Genomic DNA, 19341 nt, shown 5'->3' with positions numbered 1-19341 from the left:
ATGATGATCGTTATTTATGATAGGATACTCTATTATGGAACGATGAAAACATTAATCACGCTTGAATGTGGATATTTAATTTAAAAGCTGACTTTTCTTAGATAGAGTCAGCTTTTTATAAAGATAGAAATAGAAATGTAGACCAACGATAGTGCCATGACAATGTTAAAAGGGGTACGATAAGCGGACAAAAACTTTTGAAAGACAGAACCAAACAAACTCCAGCTAAAGGTCGAAAGAAAACCAATAAAACCGATAAGTAGTGCAAATAAAATAAAACTGATATTGGAATGGTAGTAAGGCAAGATAAAAGTTGTTACTAGAGTTATCCCAGACAATATGCCTTTCGGATTGACAAATTGTAATAGAATAGCAGTAAAGAAAATATGATCTTGTTTTTGGTCTTTGCTGCTTTTGGAATCCTTACTGGTCACAATCTTATAAGCAAGGTAAAGCATGTAGATTCCACCCAATATCGACATTGCAAATGTAATATTTGGAATAATGTCTTCTAGGAGTAAATTCAGGTAACAGCATAATAACATGACGAGAAAATAACCAATACCAACTCCAGAGCAAAATCGAATGGACTTTTTTAGGCCGTAGGTGCTTCCAAATGCCATGCCCATAATGTTGTTGGGACCTGGAGTAAAACTTGTGACGAATACATATAAAAAGAAAGATAAAACAGGCATAATGGAACGCTCCTCTAAGATGGTATGTTATAATAATCTTTATAGACACTATAACATATATGATGATTTATTGTACATATCGTGCGTTATATTATATAGAGGAGTGCATGTGTTGGAAGAGCTACACTTGATTATTGCGAAAAACTTAAAAACCTTTCGAGAGTCTAGGAAGTTAAGTTTGGATAAGGTTGCAGAGTTAACTGGAGTAAGTAAAGCCATGATTGGACAGATTGAACGGGGGGAATCAAGTCCAACGATTAAAACGATCTGGAAAATTGCCAATGGGCTTAAACTATCATTTAGTTCGCTTATCCATAATCCACAGCCGGATACTGTTGTTATTCCGAAAAGCGAGCGACAAACATTATATGAGGCTGATGGGAAATATCGTGTATATGCTAATTTTCCTTTTGAGGATGGGAGAAGATTTGAGGTTTATACGGTAGAGATTGATGAGGGTGGATTTTTAGATTCTGAGTCCCACTTAGATGGGACAGAAGAATATCTGACCGTTTTTGAAGGAGAACTAACCATCCATTTCAATGATGATCAGTATGTGATAAAACCTGGGGATTCGATTCGGTTTAAGGCAGATCGAGCTCATTCGTATCATAACCAAGGTTCACAGATGACACGTTTGAGTATGATCTTGTATTATCCATCCTAAAGTTTTGCCTTCAAAGTTGAAAGTGCTTTTCATCTGTTATAAACAAGCCAAAAAATTTTTTTGATACGATTTTACCTATTCAAAGACAGGGAAGTCTAGATAAATAAAGCCTAATGCCAATATCTAGCGTTAGGCTTTTTATTTTAGCTGAATAATTTGATGGAGATCCTCCCTGACGATAGGTCAGGGAGAATCTCACACCCGGAACTGAGCAGAAGCTAGGCGGACTTCTCGACGATCTGGTCGATCTGACCGTCCGTCGACAGAATGATTTCGAACTCCCCGTCGATCTTCTCCGCACGCATGGTGTCGATCTTTTCGGTGGGAGTCACGAATACACACTCACCGAAGCATCGAAGACCCCAAATGTCGTTCACCTGAACTCGCTCGACACCCGTGGGGGTAGCCTTGTAGAGCAGGTAGCCGGTGTAGATGTTCACGCCCTCGGGACACACGACGAAGTAGGTCTGACCAGCCGATCGGAGCGCCTTCACAAGTCGCATTCTGACTCCTTCTTGGATGTGATCGGAATAGTGTTGCTTATTCTATTATTGATTAACATGTATCTGTTTTCAATGGTATTTATACTCTTTTTTCTCATGGATATATTTATGGTTTATAAAATGGTCGAGGGCTTTTTACTTTTCGACTTTAGGTTGGAAGAATAAGAAGATATAAAGAGATGTTGAAAGAAATAGGAGAAAGACAGATGGGGATGTGAACTTCATTTGAAAGCCAAGCAATTGTTGCGATAGAGCACTTGCAGACTTTTCATTCTACAAAACGAATTTATATTGAGTTTATAACCTGTATAAAGATTTTTTGATGGTAATGGATATCCGATCCGAGCATTATATAAATTCGACTAAATTGTGCGGATTACTAGGTTATTACATGCATAATCAAAATCGCTGGAAATGATAAATAATAAACTATATTTTTCTCACTGAAACCTCGCTCTTTTTCAATGGATTTACCACCTATAGAATATGGAGAGCCGAAAAAAGTGACTCTCCATATCTATCTATTCCTTCATATACCTAATACACAATAGGAATAGTTTTTCTCTCTTCACTTGATTGCAGTGCTGCTAAGACTACTTTGATGGAGTTAAGACCATCTTGGCCTGTGATAGGTACAGGCTGGTTGTTGATCAATGCTTCTACAAATGCATCAATAACACCACTATTCAGTTGTACTTCATTCGTAGAAACAGCATCTACTGTGTGCTTTTCTACTGAACTATCACGATATTCTACTATTAATGGATATTCGGAGTCCGTAATTAACTTCATGGTTCCATTTTCAAAATGAATGACAGTGCTGTTATCTTCTCCAGGAACTAAGGTCCAACTTGTGGTGATGGTTCCAACAGCTCCAGAGCTGGTTTTTGCTACGATAGCAGCATTATCATCGACATCACCTGGTTTTTGTAAAGTAGCTATAAGGGCAGACACTTCTTCAATCTTCTCATCTAAGAGCCAGGTAATCAGATCGATTTTATGCACACCAAGATCTCCAAGGGAGCCAATAAAAGCTTTCTTTTTGGAGAAGAACCATGAGTTTTCCTTTTCTACACTCCATTGTTCTGGGCCGCCATGGGCGAAGGTGGTTCTAAATGTCAATACTTTACCAAGTTTGCCGCTCTCGATGATCTCTTTTGCTATCACGTGAGGGGAGAAATAACGTTGGTTATAGCCAATCATTAATTGAACATTGTTTTCTGCTGCAGTTTGGATCATTTCTTCTGCTTCTTCCAGCGTGATCGACATCGGTTTTTCACAAAGCACATGAAGACCATGCTTCATTGCTGCAATGGAGATCGGCGCATGAAAAGCGTTAGGTGTACAGACACTTACAGCATCTAATTGTTCATTTGCAAGCAATGCTTCGAAACTGTTGTAAGCAGATCCTCCATAGAGGGTAGAGAACTCTTGAGCTCTTTCTAAGACATCATCAGAAAATGCGACTAGTTTTACATTTGGATTTTGAGCGTACTCAGGTATATGGCGATGTTTGGCAATGCTACCACAGCCAATAATTCCGATACGTAATGGTTCCATGGTATTCACTCCTAATTCCACCATAAGCTTGGTAGTGGTTCTTGTGGGATAATTTGTTTTAGATTGTTTACTGCTTTGGTAAATCCTTCATCGGCTGAGAAGAAAGCATCTTCGTGTTCAATGCTTACGACATAGTCATAACCAACGACACGGAGTGTACCGAGAATATCAGCCCATGTTTTCATATCATGACCGAATCCCACTGTACGGAACTGCCATGCGCGAGTTTGTAAATTTTCAAATGGTTGCATGTCAGTTATTCCATACATGTTCACATGCTCTTGATCAAGAGAAGTATCTTTTGCATGGAAATGATAAATAGCATTTTCTCTGCCTAAAATTTTGATAGCTGCTACTGGATCAATTCCTTGCCACCACATGTGACTTGGATCGAAATTAGCACCGATTACCTCACCTACTGCTTCACGTAAACGTAGAAGGGTTGCAGGTGTATGTACAGAAAAACCTCCATGAAGCTCTAGGGCGATCTTCACATTATGATCTTCCGCAAATTTTCCCGCATCTTTCCAATATGGTATGATTTTCTCTTCCCACTGCCATTTTAAAACATCACGGTACTCGGTTGGCCAAGTAACAACAGGCCAGTTAGGATATTTAGCATTTTCCTGGTCACCGGGTGTCCCAGAAAAGCAATTAATTACCGGAACATCTAACTTTTCTGCTAATTGTACAGTTTGTAGGAATAGGTTGTGGGATTCTTCTGCAAAACTACGATCAGGTGTTAGAGGATTTGCATGACAACTAAGAGCACTGATCGTCAATCCTCTATCATCTATTGCTTTCTTAAAAGCTCGTAGTTTTGTTTCATTTTCAAGTAGCTCTTGAGGGTTGCAATGTGCATTACCAGGGTAGCATCCAGTGCCAATTTCCACTGCTTCGATGCCTTTTGCTTTGACGTGGTCTAGCATCTCTTCGAAATTCATTTTGCTAAATAGTACTGTAAAAGTACCGAGTTTCATTTGAATCATCCTTTATAAAATACTGGAAAACGTTTGCACGAAAGGAATAAAACAGAAATCCACTGTGCAAATTATGTCCGATAACCTGACACAAAAAAAGATAAAGAAACCGCTTTCATATGTGGTAAATTACCAAGACTACGTTTGCCTCTATCCTACAATAAAAAAAACGATCTGAAAACAGTTTTTTTATGCAATTTTAGACAAAGAGAAATAAATTATAGTGAAATACATAAAATTCTATATAGTGTTTGCATATGATCTCTTATCTGTTAATATAGTAGTGAAAACGTTTGCACTGGGGGTTGAATATGTCTGCTGTAACAATAAAAGAAGTGGCTCAGTTAGCAGGAGTTTCTCCTTCGACTGTTTCTCGAGTCATCTCCAATAACCCAAAAATAAGCTCAACGACGAGAAAAAGAGTACGAGAGGCAATGATTCAGCTTGATTATCATCCAAATATAATGGCTAAAAGTTTAGTTTCTAAAAGCACGCAGACAATCGGGCTTGTGCTTCCGTATTCTTCAGATAATCTATTTATTAACCCTTTTTTCTCTGAAGTTTTAAGGGGAATGTTAGCATATGCCAATAATAAAAATTATGACCTGCTTTTATCATCTGCTAGAAATCAATCAGAAGAATTAGAAGCGATCAACCGAATGGTGTTGGGAAGACGAGTTGATGGTGTAGTTTTAATGAGTCCTAATCGAGATGATAGAATTGTGGAAAAATTGATGGAATATAATTTTCCTTTTGTTTTATTAGGTAGGTCATTGGAATATCCGGAAGTGCTATCTGTTAATAACGATAATATAAAAGCTTCGTTTGATCTAACCAATTTTCTGCTGTCCCAAGGACATCATAAAATTGGAATTGTGACTGGAAAACCAGAATTAGTGGTGTCTATTGATCGGTTACAAGGATTTAAAAACGCTTTGCAAAAGGCGGGTTGTGTATTAAATCCAGATTGGATCATAAGTGCGGAAATGCTGGAGCAAAATGGATACCATACCATATCCATGGTAATGAATGCTGAAGATAGCCCAACAGCCATATTAGTAATAGATGATGTAATTGCTATTAGTTTGATACGAGAGTTGGTAGAGGCAGGTTTTCAGATACCCAGAGATATCTCGATAGTAGGCTTTAACAACATCTATATGTCAGAAATGAGTAATCCTCCTATTACTACTGTAGATGTTGGAATTTATCAATTGGGTTATCAAACGGTGCAACATCTGATACGCAAGTTATCTGGGAAAGAACAAAATCTTCCAACCCAAGTTATTGTTCCTCATCGATTAATTATACGAGAGTCTACGAAGTAGGGGCATAGGGATTCACTTCGTGAATGATAAATGGTTGGATCTCTTGGATCAACATTTCAAAGCAAGTATCCTCTATTTCTAAATCTTCTATTTGCTCTTCATTTAAATAGTCTAAAAGGATATCTAAGAAGATTGTGACTTTCTCTAACTCAGATATTTTCCAAGCAAAAAGATAAGGATAACTAGCGACTTCCGCTTTGAATTTTTCCATGCTAGAAGAGGTAATGGTTGCATAGATAAAACCATGTGGAACTTCAACGATGGCTAAATAACCGGGGACATTCACTGGAAATGGTTTACTCCATATCGATTTTTGTAACTCTATCAAGTCTTGGAAATTTTCTATGATGCTTTTCATACTTGTTCACCTAGTGTCTTATTTTAAGTAAAGTCTCACACCAATTTTTTTGCTGTAGTTATGATTATCATTATACATAATAAGATTACAATAAAAAAATAGTAATAAACAAAAATATCTCCTAATTAACTCAAAAGTCACACCAATTAGTCACACCAATTGGTGTGACTTTCTTATCATGAGCAGCTTGGTACACCTGCACGCTCTAAAACAGCAGCTTGGGCTTCCGTAATGGGAATAACTAATGGATCAAGTGTGATATTACTATCATTTACTGTAATCGTAATTTCTAACGTATATTTTCCGTCTGTTTCACGAATACAGCTTTTTATGATATCCATGGAGTTCCTCCTTTCTATTTTCGATTCTATTAATTTATGCGAACTTAATAGAAAGCGTTTAATCCTCACCTAGAAAATATAAATATGTATGTGAGCAGAAGTGAGAGAAGGAGAAGATGATGTCAGAAAAGGATAGGAACAAAGTTGCAACTTATCTCCATACATATTTCCCAAAGCTGTCTCTTCAACCACCCATTTTTTATAGCTGGGATATAGGTATCTGGTTTCAAATGGGAATCGTGAAACAGAAAGGAAAAGTATTATTTACAAGATGTTTTATGATAGAGCAATAAAACTATTTCGCACGATTTTTCATACAGGTGATGATCTTGTTGTAGTCATAAATGTTTATCAAGAGAAAAAGAAACAGTTAAAAAAAACTAATATTTACAATAAATATGTAACGAATCGTGCTGTACGCTTTACTTTTAGCCATTATCAGATGCCATTTATGTTTGATGAAACAGAGGAAGAGATTCTCACTCATCAATTTGTGATGTTATTGCTGCATCTACGGAGGAATTAAGAGAAATTTACCAGACATACTCAGATTGGGTATTAGATTACGATAGGGAAGGTATTGATAACCTGTTTCTAAAATCATGAGATAAATTGTAATATTTGATGAAGAGTGTTATAATGTAAGTCGTGTTGAAACTAGCAAGATGAATACAGAGAAAGTTCTATTTGTTGGAAGCCCAATTCATTTGGCGCGGTCATCGGAGCCGCAAAGATGAAAGAGAGGTAGGGCTTTTGTCGTTTTAGGTTTTCCATGCAAGTTAAAAAAGAGAAGTTTCTTTGTTTTATTAAACAGTTCATCATATACAAAAAACCGCACCTTATGGTGCGGTTTTGCAATTATTGATGGATTCTTATTTATCGGGAAAGGATTTTTCGTGTCCTATAAACCAATGGAAAGTGCATTTACTAAAAGTGAGGAAATTATCTATTAACTCCATGCTCAATGGTAGTTTCATAGCAGCTTGAAGAGCTTCTTTTGAGGAAAAGTATATTTGAACTTGAAAAAAAAGATTCCGTAGAGGAGTGTTGTCATATTCGTTGAATGGAGTGGATTGCAATTGGGTCGTTTTGACTTTCTCAATCCCTTCAATTTGTAAGATCGAAGGTGCACTTTCTTTTCGAAAAAAATCAAAGATTGGTAAATGATCAGTATCTGGCTTTAGCTCCATAATAAGAGTAACAATATACATACAGACAACCTTTCCTATTTAAATCAAAAATAGATCATTATTTTTTATTATGTAGCTGATTATATATATAATTTCTTTTTCTGCTAAAACAATTTCAATCATGGGATGACGATCATTTTCGATATATGATAATTATTTATGAAAGGCTAAGCGCTTTCATATTTATTCAGGCTGTTCTTTATAAAAGGTATGCTCATGTCCTACGAAAAAGTGAAATTTGCACTTGCTAAAGATGATGAAACGTTGAATAAGTCCCATAGTTTCTGGCATTTGCAGGGCTTCTTCCACTGCTTCTTCCGACGTAAACGAAATTTGAATCTGGTAGAAGAGATTTCGTAGTGGTCTCGTATCATAATCATTATAGGGGGTTGAAATAAGTTGAACGCAGTTTATTCGCTCTATTGCAGGTATTTTGAGGGATGGAAGCGCAATCTTTTTCTCATAGAATTCGATGATTTGTTTGTAGTCTGTTTCGGGAGTGAGTTCCAAAATAAGAGTTATGATATACATGAGAACAACCTTTCTTGGTGTAATAGAAAATCTGCTTTAATCAACAAGGTATTCGATAGAGTGAGTTCATTTTCCTACTTGAATTATTATTTATTTTAATAAAAAAAGAATTATTCTTGTAAAGAAGTGCAAGTTTTATAACTATTTTGGTTAATTTCATTTATTGTTTTAAATATTATGGGAATAGTTTTCCTGATAAAAACTTTATTTTTTTATATGACCTAGTGACAGCGTTCCTGCCGTATAGGGGTAGTGACATCCACTTAAAAGCTGTTTATCTTGACTTAACAGCTGTAGAAGCCATGAAAAAAGGAAAAATCAATAGTAGCATTTTTTACAGAAGGATTAAAGAATATGAATCGAATCTTTAATTGTTCGTACAATTAAAGATAGCAATAAGATGGTGTCTGCAACAGAAAGGAAGAATACTCTTGTTATAAAAGTCGTGGTAGACTGCAAGTTTCACACTGATCCTTTCTAGAATCGATTAGTATCCTAAATTAAATTATAGCCTAGCGAAAACTTATCTTGTTATTTACGGATTATCCCTTCATGTACTTTTTTGGGGATTGGGCAAAAATAGCCATCAAGCTAAGAGAAAATCGAATGTAAAGTAATATTCGAACAGGGGTAAATTCAAGGAAATAAGGGACCACACACCATTGGACGGGAGCAGCTACCGTCTCACTGTTCCTCTTAAAGTGAACATAAGAACACTTTTAAAAGAGATCAAGCAAAAGGTATAGTGAAAGTAAGAAAGGTCGAAACCTCTTCCCAAGAAAGGGAAATTGATGGCTATGAGCAGCAAGCCCAATTCTTTGAATCGTTTTTACTTCATAGAAAGCATGAAGCAATTGCTTGATGATCTTGACACAAGAAATTTGGAAACATAGAAAGATCTTTTCAACGTGCTTTTGAAAAATGAAATGATCCGTTATCAAACAGTATGAAGCAATGGCTGAATTTAATGAAACATAAAATTGACAGGATCCTTTGCATCAAGTAAATGATAACTACTCGATTTACTATGCTAAAAGTTAAACCAACTTTAATATAAATAGACTGGTCTTAGTCTTCTATGTTACGGATCGTAAGGTGGAAGACCTATTAATTAATAAATACAATTCTACTCACGTGGTCTATAGTAGGATCAACATATGGAGATCATTTCAATATATAAAAATGGACGGGCAACGGAGGTTTCCGCTGCCCGCGACCACACAGGGCAGAGCTGTAGAGCCCTTGGGTTTGGGATCAAGCTGTTGGCGAGAGCAGCTCGATCAGCTTGCGGGCAGCGCCCACAGGCAGAGAACCACCGTCGTGTGACAGGCAGGTGACCCACAGATCAACCTGCTGCTTCAGTTCGTTGTCCAGAACATTGAGAGCGGTCATCATGCGGTACCTCATCTGGTCCACGTCGAGGTCATTGATGAGGAGGGTGTTCATCTGGTGAGCACCATCAGCAAAGTCGTTGAACAGGATGTTGAGAGCGTTGAGACGTTCTGTGTTGACGTAGAATCGTCGTCCCCTGGTACACACCTGTGCCTCACTCTTCTTCACTTCGGACAGGTACATGAACAGGAGGGTCCGCTTGATCGTCTCTGCCAAAAAGTCAGGCAGCTCCGCAAATAGCCTCGCGATCTGAAGGCGATCGGAAACCGGCAGCCCTTCTTCCCTGAGGTTGAAGTCATAGTCGAGTCGCTTCATGAACAGGGGAACAGCCTTGACGAAGGTGACTCGCTGCTCGTGGGTCAGCTCCACGTAGCTTGAGATCAGCTCCTTGAGCTGCGGGACGCTGACGTTGATTTTGTCGGTCCCAGCGGTGATGTAGATCCCGCCGAGCACGCCCTTCTCCGCTTCGGAGACCGGGAAGAACAGCTCGAGCGCCCTCCTTGCGGCAGGCTCCTGGTCTTCCGGCAGGGAGTTGATGTACTCCTCCATCTCCTCACGCGCAGACTCGAACGGCTTGAAGAATCGACGAATACCCATGACATACTCCTTGTGTGGTCGCTTGTACTGTAGTTTTATTGTACCATTATCGGATGTAAGATCAATCTAGTTATGTGTAGATTAGAAAAAACCTTTTCAGAAAGCACCATAGAGCAATAAAATTGACATGAAAAGACCCCATTTAGCAGAAACATCCTAAATGGGGTCATTTTTTATCTTGTAGTTCCTAATATTTTTTGAAGAAGTGTCTTTTGTTTTTTAGCCTTTATAGAAAGATAAACTTACATGCTATTGTTATAAAATGGGTGGGCAACAGAATGTTCTGCTGCCCATGACCACACTATGTGCAAGAACAGATTCGATCAGACCGACAGCAGCTCGTGGGCTGCATCTACCAGTTTAGAGCAAGGAGGGACAGTGAACACGGTGATCCAGAGCTCCAGCTCCTGACGCTGCTGTTCGTCCAACTTGGACAGTGCAGCAGTGTAGTCGGAATGCTTGAACTGAGAGATCCGGTTGTCCGTGTCCCAACGGTCAGTATCTTCTTCGTAAAGCCAGAGAAGTACGACGACTTCATGGGAAGGATAGGTGACGCGTCCCACAGGTCGACGTCCCGGATTCATCTGCTGTGATGCCCTTTTGAGGAGAGACAGCTTTACAGCTTCTTCCAACTCCTTCGAGAGCATGGCAAAGCGTGCCGTGATCTGGATACTTTCCTGGATAGGGAGCCCGGGCTGCCATCCTGTTTTCTCACACTGATCGGTTCCGAGTCTGGGGAAGAGAAGGCGCATTACCTGCTGGAAGCGGTAACGCTGCTCCTTGTTAAATTTCTTGTATGTCGGAATCAGGGTTTTGACTGCTTTTTTCTTCTTCTTGTCAGGAACGAACTGGCACACGAATTCCTTCACATCGTCTGGCAGAAGAGAGTCGTTCTCATCCTGTCGACGAAGGACAGTGAGTCTCATGGCACACTCCTTGTGTGGTCACTTTTACTTGTAGTTATTATACCAATGAATTTTTCTATCGGAAAGAACATAGACAGGGTACATTTATTTCTACAAAAGGGAAACAGATGTATATGAGTTGCAACCGAAGCAAATATCGCTTTTTTATATAAACTTAGAAGACAACCGTCTTTAAACATGTGTTTTTTGCTGCTCAGTTCATCATAGCGATCACAGTAGTAAAAATACTTTTTGGTTTATATCAGAACAAGCATATCACCAGGCATTAACGGATAAAGCGCCTATCAAACACCTCTTTCTACAAGATGAGAAAGTGTATTTTATATGGCTCTCTGTTTGCCATGCAACTCATGTTAGCTTTGCAATCTAGATGTATGATTTCTTCCAATGGATGAATACAGATAAATTAATTAAGGAACTCCATATATCTGATTCTTTTGTTATAATAATGATGAATTCAATCCTTAAAGAGTGAATGAGGAATCATGCTTCTTTCAACATATCTCCAAGAATCCTATCGCAAGTTCAACCTTCCTAATCAGCAGGAATATCAGGAATTGCACAAAATGATGGAAAATGTTGACTGTGTTCTGCTTGATATGGATGGTGTAGCTCTCGACTTCTTCGCCATCTATCCTGCATACAGTGCTGCTGACCAAATGAAAACTTTCCTTTATAAGGAAGGTGTGCTGTTTGCAAATGATCGGTTGCCGATGAATCCGGAATCTGTGAGAATGCAATATGAAGATGATCCCCTCGCAATTCTCCGATTCTATGGATCTTTGTGTAAGAGTAAAAATTCAGAACTTCGAGCAATCGCATATAAGCTCGAATCCATCCTCTGTGAATGGGAGTGTAGAGCAGCTGGACAAACGATCGCTACCGATCTTTTTGATCAGTTTGTCGAATGTCTGGTCTCGAGGAACAAAAAGATTGCAGTTACGACGAACAACAGCCCAAAGGCGGTAAAGATTTTTTTGAAGAAGAGTAAAGTAATTCGCTTCTTTGAAGATAACGTGTTTGGACGGACAAGTCCTGACCCAGAGGCTCTTAAACCAAACAAAGATATGCTCTGTGAAGCTATGGAAGCACTTAAAGCGGATCCGAGTAGAACCTTGATGATCGGTGACTCTGTTTCGGACAAAGAAGCTGCCGATAAGGCTGGTGTTCGTTACTTTTTGGGAATGGCATACACGGATGCCAAGCAGTTTGCCTTGTTGGAAGCAGGTGTGGAGATAGTGATTAAATCGTTTATTGATTTTCTTGGGGCTATGGAGTACGAGATCGAATATTTTATCTCCGATCCGGGCAAGGTAGGAGCTGTTTTCCGATAAGGGTTGTTTTGGGCATTGTTCTAGTGTAAAAGCTAGGACAATGCCCAGTCGCTTTTTTAGCATAAATTTAAAAACAGCATACCTCTAGAAAAGAGGCACGCTGTCGTAACTTAGAAGGACAACCATTTTTTAAACATATGTTTTGTTGCTTCGCGGTTCATAGTGGCGATAGCAGTTGTAAGTGGAATACCTTTTGGACATGCTTGTACGCAGTTTTGGGAATTCCCACATTGTTGTAGTCCACCATCGGAGATCAATGCGTCTGTACGTTCTTCTTTGTTTAGAGCGCCTGTTGGATGGGCATTGAACAAGGTTACTTGTCCAACTGCAAATGGGCCAATAAAGGCAGAGTTATCATTTACATTTGGGCATGCTTCTAGGCAAACACCACATGTCATACATTTGGATAGCTCATAACGCCATTGTTGCTCTATAGCTGATTGGCGAGGAGCTGGACCTAGATCGTGTGTGCCGTCTACAGGGATCCACGCTTTTACTTTTTTCAAAGCATCAAACATGCGACCACGGTTGACAACAAGGTCACGAACAACCGGAAAAGTGTTCATAGGACCAATTCGGATTGGTTGTTGTAGTTTATCAACAAGTGCTGTACATGCTTGGCGAGGTTTTCCATTAATCACCATCGAACAAGCTCCACAAACTTCTTCTAAACAGTTAGATTCCCACTGAATCGGCGCAACTGTTTCCCCTTTGCTATTTACCGGATTTCGTTGAATTTCCATCATCGCAGAAATGATATTCATGTTTTTCCGATAAGGAACATGAAATTCTTCTTTATATGGCTTGCTATCTGGACCATCTTGTCGAGTAAAAATCAAGTGAACCGTTTTTTGTTGTTCTACTACAGCTGTTTGTTCACTCATTTCTTGTCACTTCCTTTCGCCACATCATAACGACGAGGACGGGGCTTGATTAATGAGGTATCGACATCTTCATAAGATAGTTCTGGTCCTTCTGGAGTAAAACGTGCTTTGGTTGTTTTCAAGAATTTTTCATCGTTACGATCTGGGAATTCTGGTTTGTAATGTGCTCCACGGCTCTCGTTACGATTAAGCGCTCCTAATGTGATAACACGAGATAGTTGCAGCATGTTCCATAGGTGACGGGTGAATGGTGCAGCGGAGTTGCTCCATCTGCTGGTGTCCACCATATTGATTTTTTTGTAACGCTCCATCAATTCTTGGATCTTTTCGTCGGTTTTTTGCAGGCGATCATTGTAGCGTACAACTGTTACATTATCAGTCATCCATTCACCAAGCTCACGATGGATCACATAAGCATTTTCTGTACCTTCCATCTTGAGGGTGTTTTCATATTTATCTTCTTGTTCTTTTCGTTGTGACTCAGAGAAAGCAGGATCAAAATCTATAACGGATTTATCTAATCCACGAACGTATTCTATTGCTTTTGGACCTGTGATCAAACCACCATAAATACAGGAGAGAAGGGAGTTTGCACCAAGTCTGTTTGCACCATGGTACTGGTATTCACATTCGCCAGCAGCAAATAGTCCAGGAATATTGGTCATTTGATCAAAGTCTACCCAAAGTCCGCCCATGGAATAATGAACAGCTGGGAAGATTTTCATTGGAACTTTACGTGGATCTTCTCCTATGAATTTCTCATAAATTTCAATGATTCCACCAAGTTTAATATCCAATTCTTTTGGGTCTTTGTGAGACAAGTCAAGGTAAACCATGTTTTCTCCATTAACCCCAAGTTTTAAGTCTACGCATACTTTAAAGATTTCTCGAGTTGCGATGTCACGAGGTACAAGGTTTCCATAGGCAGGATATTTTTCTTCAAGAAAATACCAAGGTTTCCCATCTTTGTAAGTCCAAACACGTCCGCCTTCCCCACGGGCGGATTCGGACATGAGACGAAGTTTATCATCTCCAGGAATCGCAGTAGGGTGAACTTGGATGAACTCTCCATTTGCATAGTATGCACCTTGTTGATATACGGCACTTGCAGCAGTACCTGTATTGATCATGGAGTTGGTAGATTTACCAAAGATGATTCCAGGACCACCCGTAGCTAAAATAACAGCATCAGCAGAGAATGCTTTGATTTCGTTGCTGCGCATATCTTGAGCGACGATACCACGACATCTGCCTTCATCGTCTTGAACGATGGAAAGGAATTCCCATTGTTCATACTTCACTACTTTTCCTTCTACTTCATAGCGACGTACTTGTTCATCTAGTGCATAGAGGAGCTGCTGTCCAGTTGTAGCACCAGCAAAAGCTGTACGGTGGTGTTTGGTTCCACCAAAGCGACGGAAGTCGATCAATCCTTCTGGGGTACGGTTAAATGGCACACCCATCCGGTCCATCAAATAGATGATCCCAGGAGCCGCTTCACACATTGCTTTTACAGGGGGCTGGTTAGCGAGGAAATCTCCGCCATAGATGGTGTCATCAAAGTGCTCCCAAGGAGAATCTCCTTCCCCTTTTGTATTAACTGCTCCATTGATACCGCCTTGTGCACATACGGAGTGGGAGCGTTTAACAGGTACGATGGAGAAAAGGTCAACAGAAGCACCTGCTTCGGCAGAACGCAATGCAGCAGCTAGTCCTGCTAAACCGCCTCCAACGATAATAATTTTTTCGTTCATTTGGTAGAGCTCCCTTCTATTGCAGTGCTGTCACGTTAATTGCAAAGTTTGGATCATTGAAAGCAAGTATGGAACTGATGCCAAAGTAGGAAATAACAACGAATGCTACAATCCATACCCATGTGGAAACAAGTTGTGCACGTGGTCCAATTGTGATACCCCAGCTTACGAGGAATGACCACATACCATTACAGAAGTGGAAAACAGTAGAAATAACAGCAATCCCATATAAAATAGCTGTTACATCATTTGATAAAATACTAGCTGTATCCATAGCTAACTCATGTGCAGTTGGCGTAGAGTCAAACAACAATTGAATCCGTGTTTGCCATACATGCCATATGATAAAGATAAGGGTAATTACACCTGTAATCCGTTGGATCACAAACATGTAATTCCGAAAAGTACCAAATTGACTCACATTATTTTTTGCACGAAAAACAATATAGAGCCCATAAAAAGCATGGTACATCAAAGGAATGAAGATAAAGAAAATTTCAAGGACAGGCAAAAGGGGAATAGCCCAAAGAAAATTAACTGCTTCTACAAATGCGTCTGCGCCTTGGGTTGCATGATAGTTCGTATAAAAGTGTTCGAGCAAAAAAAATCCAACCGGTATCACGCCCAGTAGGGAGTGAAGCCGCCGGTTGAGAAAATCGGTCTGATTGCTCACAACTAAGCCTCCGTTTCTCGTTACCGTAATGAATGTTTTCATAGGGTCTTCAACGTTTCTTATTGTACTCCCAATATCCATCGAGCGTCAAGAAATCGACATAGCTGCTTGGGAGTTAAAATCATAAGGAATAACTACTTTTATCCCTAAAAATTTATTTCAATCAACAGATTTAACGGGATGATCCTTATATTGAGTTTTTGTAAATAAATTATTTTTATAGATAGCTTTTTCTCTTATAATCGAGCCAAACAAAATGACGACACATTTTAGAATTACCATAATTTAGATATATAAAAATTAGGTTTATGAACAGATGAAAAGAAAAGAGACCATATTCGGTCTCTTTTCTAGGAATAATATTCATATCCATCATCCGATTTCTCTGGAATAGTAGTCTCTTGATCACTTTTCATGATGCGATCCAGTAAGGAAATCGAAGCAGGTAATACCATTGGCAGAAGTACAAAAACGAGTAACAACAGTGCAATGATAACGACGGTTGCTATTTGTACAAGAGTCGTTACACCTGAGGGATACATGGCTGCAAAAGTTCCCGCCAAAATGATTGCTGCGGATATGACGACACTGCCTGTTCGCTCAACTGCTTTTAAGATGGCTACTACCATACCTTGATGTTTGTATTCTTTGTATCGCATCATCACAAAGATGCTGTAATCAACACCTAAGGCAATAATCATGATAAACGAGAAGAACGGTATGGTCCAAGAAAGACCTGTGACTCCAAAGAAATTGGTAAAGATATTCTCCGAGACAGTGAGGGAAAAATAGTAAGCAAGAATCAAGGTTCCAAGAATGGTTACCGTTATCCAAACAGAACGGTACATAATAAGAAGCAGAACACCAATACCAGCTAACATGAGTATGATCGTGAGCGAGAAATCTTCGTCCGATATATTTCGCAAATCATAGTTGACCGAAGATACTCCGCCAGTACCAATTTGCAAATTGGTATACTGCGTATGTGAGATCGTCTCTCGAATCGTTGTATCGATTTCATGTGCAATTAGCATTGCTTCCTTCGAATATGGATCAACGGATAATGGAATTGTCCATGTAACAATCTTACGGTCTTTAGACATGTAAAGATCCATTGCGGTTTGGAATTCTTTGCTGTTTCGTACTTCCTTTGGAACAAAAAAGGTACCATAAGGTGATCCTTCACCAGTTACTTCTGTCAAATAATTATTTGCTGTTGATAAACCGTTATTGATCTTATCAAGACCAGTCGCACTCTGTGATAATCCTTGTTGCAGCTCTTTCATCTTAGACTCAAAGTCGTTTAACCCAGCCAAGACTTTCCGTTGTCCATTTGTAATTGCATTGAGTCCATCATTCATGGAAGGGATCGAGGAGATTACTTGTGATTGTCCAGATGCCCCTTGGGTCAACCCTTTGGCCAAATTACCAGCACCTTTTTTTAATTGGGTTGTTCCAGCGGTGATTTGCGATTGAGCGCTAGAGATCTGCGAAAGACTTTTGTTAGCAGAAGCTAAGCTGTTATTTAAAGAAGATAATGAACTATTTAATTTTGTGATGTTTTGTTGAAGAGCGGGTAAAGCTTGATACATACTATTGCTTGCATTTTTCAGAGAAGTCAAGCTAGCATCGTCTTCTAGTTCAGGATGATCTTTTTCTAATGAAGCAACGGAAGTTTGTATGGTACTGTTCCATGCAGCTAGACTGTTAATACCAGAAGCAATACCTTGATAGCCTGGAGCCAGTTTTCCTAGACTAGTGCTAATTTGTATGTATCCAGAGCTCAGTTGTTTGGTAGAACTATTTACTTTCTTTAAAGCAATTTCCAAGTCTGCCAGTCCAGATTCTATTTGTTCTGCTCCTGTAGCACCTTGCTTGATACCTTTGTTTATTTGAGATAAGGCTGTTTGGACTTGCCCAAGTCCTGATCGAACAGAAACGGTTCCATCAATAAGTTTATTAATATCATTTAAATCACCAGATGTAGATGTTTTAATCTTATCTGATGCGGTTGATAATCCTTGGGAGATCTTATCCAAACCGCTGCTGGATTGATTAATTCCTGAGCTCACACCTTTAGTCTGTTTGGAAAGATAGAGATCATTTAGATACTGCCCATTTGGACGGGTCGGTCCATAAACATCTTTCACACCTTTGATTTGAGTCAAACGCTCATGGATTTGATCTAAAAATGCTAAGCCATTGGCTGAATCCATCGGTGTTTTTGATTTGATAACTAGCGTAGTCGGTAAGGTTTGACCTGCACCAAAAGATTGAGAAACGACATGAAAACCTTTTACAGATGGGGAATCAGGACCGATCTCTGCTAAATTATTAAAAGAAAGTTGGTTTTTATAGAAAAGGAACACAGGTATACAAAGTACTACTACTAAAAGAATACTAATCGACACACGAATAACGGAAAAATGTCCTAGCCGTGACCATAGACGACTTTGTCCATGCCCTTGGAAATTTTTTAACGGCCAGAACAACCGTTGTGCCATAAGCGCCATGATAATAGGGTTTAATGTAAAGAGAGCACCTAACAGGAAAACGATACCGATCGCTACTGCGACAGCTGATTGATAGATGGAGAAATTAGAAAAACCAATCATGCTAAATCCAATTAATACAGCTAAACCACTATAAAATACCGTCTTACCAGCAGTTCGATAGGTCTCTACAATAGAAGTGAGCAGTGGTTTACCAAGACCTAGTTCTTCCTTAAAACGCATAAGTAGCAAGATATTATAGTCTGTTCCTACTCCAAATAAGACTAGTATAAGGAATATTTGTGTGGTATTGGCAAAAGGAAAGTCGAAATATTCTACCAACAAACCCACTGTTCCTTGCGCTATAAGGTATGCAACAGCAACAATGAGAAGCGAAATAATCGGTGTAACAGGAGACCGGAAGACTAGGATAAGTACCAAAACGATAAAAATGATCGTAAAGAATTCTGTCTTTTTTACACCATCAATCGAATTTTTCGCATAATCCTCTTCTATGTAACCATCGCCAGTTAGATATGTTTGGATCCCCTCTATTTTTATTTGCGGCTCCAATTGAGCTCGAATTTGTGGGATGGTTTGTGTAGTTTTTTCCACACTCGCAATTGCCATGATCGTTTTTTGATCGGCTGAAAGCAGTCGTTTTTCTGCATCTTTACTTTCAAATGGGCTCAGAAGAGATTGAATATGTAAATTTTTATTCTGTTCGATCTGTTTTAGTTTTTGTTCGATCTGCTTTTTCTGTTCTGATTGAAATCCTTTTGGATTGTGGAATACAAGAATTGTATCAAGGTTTTTACCACCTTTATCACTCTTGTGAAATTCAGCTAGTAATTTGGAAGCAGTACTTGATGAGTATGTCCCGCTCAAATTCGGCTGTCCTTTTTCCCTTATTAACGTATCCATGGAAGGCATGGTAAATAGGATCACTGCAAGGATCGCTACCCAAAACACAAGCCAAAACCATTTCAATCGAATAATACTGCGCATAGCTGCGTATCACCACCAATAGGATGTAATTTCGAACACGAATAGAATTATTATATCATTGCTTTTGATTTGAAACAGAAATGACACAAGAATGGCACATGATACCAATCGAAGAAAAGGAATATTGC

The 19341-nt window shown here is 39.2% G+C and carries 18 protein-coding genes; 5 read left to right on the top strand and 13 right to left on the bottom strand.

The annotated features are described in order from the left end of the window. Window positions 1–107 precede the first annotated feature (107 nt). Complete coding sequence (locus tag GSM42_RS14120) at window positions 108–695, bottom strand: LysE family transporter (RefSeq protein WP_160802176.1); 588 nt, start codon at window positions 693–695, stop codon at window positions 108–110. A 112-nt stretch (window positions 696–807) separates the two neighbouring features. Here GSM42_RS14120 and GSM42_RS14115 point away from each other — a divergent pair, with 112 nt between their 5' ends. Next, the gene (locus tag GSM42_RS14115; RefSeq protein WP_160802175.1) at window positions 808–1362 is read left to right on the top strand and encodes a helix-turn-helix domain-containing protein; all 555 of its coding nucleotides are present in this window, start codon (window positions 808–810) and stop codon (window positions 1360–1362) included. Window positions 1363–1580: 218 nt separating this feature from the next. On the opposite strand, the gene GSM42_RS14110 is transcribed toward GSM42_RS14115, so the two are convergent. The 3 genes from GSM42_RS14110 to GSM42_RS14100 all read right to left on the bottom strand — a co-directional run bounded on the left by GSM42_RS14110 (window position 1581) and on the right by GSM42_RS14100 (window position 4405). Then, entirely contained in the window at window positions 1581–1865 is a 285-nt protein-coding gene (locus GSM42_RS14110; protein WP_160802174.1) for a hypothetical protein, read from the bottom strand. A 537-nt stretch (window positions 1866–2402) separates the two neighbouring features. Next, entirely contained in the window at window positions 2403–3425 is a 1023-nt protein-coding gene (locus GSM42_RS14105) for a Gfo/Idh/MocA family protein (protein ID WP_160802173.1), read from the bottom strand. Window positions 3426–3436: 11 nt separating this feature from the next. Beyond that, complete coding sequence (locus tag GSM42_RS14100) at window positions 3437–4405, bottom strand: sugar phosphate isomerase/epimerase family protein (protein WP_160802172.1); 969 nt, start codon at window positions 4403–4405, stop codon at window positions 3437–3439. A 311-nt stretch (window positions 4406–4716) separates the two neighbouring features. On the opposite strand from GSM42_RS14100, the gene GSM42_RS14095 reads away from it, so the two are divergent. Next, a complete protein-coding gene (locus GSM42_RS14095) occupies window positions 4717–5733 on the top strand; it encodes a LacI family DNA-binding transcriptional regulator (protein WP_160802171.1) in 1017 nt (338 codons plus the stop codon). Here GSM42_RS14095 and GSM42_RS14090 read toward each other — a convergent pair. Together GSM42_RS14090 and GSM42_RS14085 are read right to left on the bottom strand one after the other, a co-directional pair. Further along, window positions 5723–6091: a hypothetical protein gene (locus tag GSM42_RS14090; protein WP_160802170.1), complete on the bottom strand. Its 369-nt coding sequence runs from the start codon at window positions 6089–6091 to the stop codon at window positions 5723–5725. The two genes, GSM42_RS14095 and GSM42_RS14090, sit on opposite strands and share 11 nt — an antisense overlap. Window positions 6092–6267: 176 nt before the next feature. Further along, entirely contained in the window at window positions 6268–6432 is a 165-nt protein-coding gene (locus GSM42_RS14085) for a hypothetical protein (RefSeq protein ID WP_160802169.1), read from the bottom strand. A 205-nt stretch (window positions 6433–6637) separates the two neighbouring features. Here GSM42_RS14085 and GSM42_RS21520 point away from each other — a divergent pair, with 205 nt between their 5' ends. Then, entirely contained in the window at window positions 6638–6958 is a 321-nt protein-coding gene (locus tag GSM42_RS21520) for a DUF3885 domain-containing protein (protein ID WP_476712896.1), read from the top strand. Further along, on the top strand, window positions 6922–7038 hold the full coding sequence (locus tag GSM42_RS21515; protein WP_160802209.1) for a DUF3885 domain-containing protein: 117 nt from the start codon (window positions 6922–6924) through the stop codon (window positions 7036–7038). The genes GSM42_RS21520 and GSM42_RS21515 overlap by 37 nt, the downstream gene beginning before the upstream one ends. Window positions 7039–7805: 767 nt before the next feature. On the opposite strand, the gene GSM42_RS14070 is transcribed toward GSM42_RS21515, so the two are convergent. The 3 genes from GSM42_RS14070 to GSM42_RS14060 all read right to left on the bottom strand — a co-directional run bounded on the left by GSM42_RS14070 (window position 7806) and on the right by GSM42_RS14060 (window position 11068). Continuing rightward, window positions 7806–8153 (bottom strand): hypothetical protein, encoded by a 348-nt coding sequence (locus tag GSM42_RS14070; RefSeq protein WP_160802167.1) that lies wholly within the window; start codon window positions 8151–8153, stop codon window positions 7806–7808. A gap of 1254 nt (window positions 8154–9407) precedes the next feature. Beyond that, on the bottom strand, window positions 9408–10142 hold the full coding sequence (locus GSM42_RS14065) for a hypothetical protein (RefSeq protein WP_160802166.1): 735 nt from the start codon (window positions 10140–10142) through the stop codon (window positions 9408–9410). A gap of 323 nt (window positions 10143–10465) precedes the next feature. Then, a complete protein-coding gene (locus tag GSM42_RS14060) occupies window positions 10466–11068 on the bottom strand; it encodes a hypothetical protein (RefSeq protein ID WP_160802165.1) in 603 nt (200 codons plus the stop codon). Between the two features lie 485 nt (window positions 11069–11553). On the opposite strand from GSM42_RS14060, the gene GSM42_RS14055 reads away from it, so the two are divergent. After that, window positions 11554–12402, top strand: coding sequence for an HAD family hydrolase (locus tag GSM42_RS14055; protein WP_160802164.1), 849 nt, complete (start codon window positions 11554–11556; stop codon window positions 12400–12402). A gap of 110 nt (window positions 12403–12512) precedes the next feature. Here the strand turns inward: GSM42_RS14055 and sdhB are convergent, their stop codons facing one another. The 4 genes from sdhB to GSM42_RS14035 form a co-directional block, all read right to left on the bottom strand. After that, window positions 12513–13286, bottom strand: a complete 774-nt coding sequence (gene sdhB / locus GSM42_RS14050) for a succinate dehydrogenase iron-sulfur subunit (RefSeq protein WP_160802163.1) — start codon at window positions 13284–13286, stop codon at window positions 12513–12515. Continuing rightward, entirely contained in the window at window positions 13283–15040 is a 1758-nt protein-coding gene (gene sdhA, locus GSM42_RS14045; RefSeq protein WP_160802162.1) for a succinate dehydrogenase flavoprotein subunit, read from the bottom strand. Before sdhA ends, sdhB begins: the two co-directional genes overlap by 4 nt. Before the next feature lie 16 nt (window positions 15041–15056). Beyond that, window positions 15057–15713 (bottom strand): succinate dehydrogenase cytochrome b558 subunit, encoded by a 657-nt coding sequence (locus GSM42_RS14040; RefSeq protein ID WP_338055306.1) that lies wholly within the window; start codon window positions 15711–15713, stop codon window positions 15057–15059. 350 nt (window positions 15714–16063) lie between these two features. Then, the gene (locus GSM42_RS14035; RefSeq protein ID WP_160802160.1) at window positions 16064–19213 is read right to left on the bottom strand and encodes an MMPL family transporter; all 3150 of its coding nucleotides are present in this window, start codon (window positions 19211–19213) and stop codon (window positions 16064–16066) included. Window positions 19214–19341: the final 128 nt, after the last annotated feature.

Source organism: Shimazuella alba, assembly GCF_009831235.1.
GTDB lineage: Bacteria > Bacillota > Bacilli > Thermoactinomycetales > Thermoactinomycetaceae > Shimazuella > Shimazuella alba.
This window is presented reverse-complemented; position numbering and strand designations above follow the sequence as displayed.